Source organism: Alteribacillus iranensis, from assembly GCF_900113025.1.
Taxonomy (GTDB): Bacteria; Bacillota; Bacilli; order Bacillales; family Marinococcaceae; genus Alteribacillus_A; species Alteribacillus_A iranensis.
Genome location: NZ_FONT01000019.1, coordinates 1 through 1,418 on the forward strand (window position 1 = coordinate 1; position 1,418 = coordinate 1,418).

Annotated in this window: 1 protein-coding gene; it reads left to right on the plus strand. The window is 35.0% G+C overall.

Annotated features, from left to right (window positions below; translation table 11 throughout):
- Positions 1–508 precede the first annotated feature (508 nt).
- On the plus strand, positions 509–1,418 hold a 910-nt coding region (locus BM095_RS16290; RefSeq protein WP_143083254.1), incomplete at its 3' end, for a chymotrypsin family serine protease.

Below are 1,418 nucleotides of genomic sequence, written 5' to 3' on the forward strand. Positions count from 1 at the left end.
TTATCCAAAATCGTACATCATTCATGAGTCAATTAGCGTTCGTCCGAAAAAGAGGTCAACATTTAATCAATGAAACTAGTGCAGAAGCTAGGAGTGAACAAATGTCAAATCTATTCAAAAAATAAACTTAGGTTTCAATATTGTTAATAATTACCATGTATGTTATGTTACAGATAATCCCAAAAAATTTATAAGATGATTACGTGAGAAGTTAATTTTCTCACTTATGGGAATTTTTGTGTTTTTTGTCTTGTCTAATGTCATTAGTGTAGAGGAATCGCGTGATGGGACTACATACAGGACAATATATTCAAGAACAAATTGAATTTCGAAAAGCTTAGGGGAAGACTATTCAATATTAATGGGAACGTTCTTTTGGCTCGTGCCGATGCTAGCGGAACATGCAGACTAGATTATTAGTATACTTCGATGACAAGAGCAGAATATGACTGGTTAAATCAGGGTGTCATTTAGGTACGAGTTATAAAAAATAAAGGAGTTAGAAACTATGAAAATTTTAAAGCTCTTGCTATTTAATTTTTTATTTGTAGTGTCCCTCTTTTCTGGCATCTTCATTGGCGAGGTGGAAGCTGATGAGATTCCTGAGTTACCAGACGGGGTTACAGAAGAAGAATATTTAGACCAAAAGGTCTTTAGAGAAATTCACGGTCTAGACACATCAAATAAAGCTATATTCAGAGCTTTGGATCAAAATTATCGTTTAGCAACTCATAGTGATCATGACATTAGATTGACTGCTTCGGAATTGAAGATCATACAAGACATTGATTCTATGACTACCTATATGGAGGAAGTTGAAGAAATTATAAGGACAACTGAAGACGAGTACAGTGGCTTTGCGTCCGTTTACATAGATACTCGAAAACAAGGAATTGTTCATGTTAACATTAAAGAAGATTTGAAAGATAGTCGTGAAGTAAATGAAATGGTAGACGAAATTGCACAATCCACACCTTTAAAAGAAAAGATTAAGGTATCCTATGTGGAATTTTCTGAGCAAGAGTTAAGAGATCGGCAAAAAGCAATTGTACAAGATGACAAGTTCTCGGAATTAGGCATAACTAGCGTCTACGTCCATTACGAAAAAAACACTATTGGTATCGATGTGGAAGAATTGAATACAGAAACTGAAGCTACTATTAAAGAATTGTATGGTAAAGATATTCATTTGGAGGAGCACTCTGAAGAAGTTGAACAAGGTCGAACAGATCCTGTGGATTATATGGAAGGTGGTTTGGCTATTGGAAGAAATACAAATCCAGTTGGGTCTTGTACATTCAGTTTTTCAGTGAGAAAACTATCAAATCGCACAAATAATTTTGTGACAGCCGGTCATTGTGCTAGTTTAAATCAAAATGTTTACCAGGGCGGCGAAAGAATTGGGACTGTTAATTACT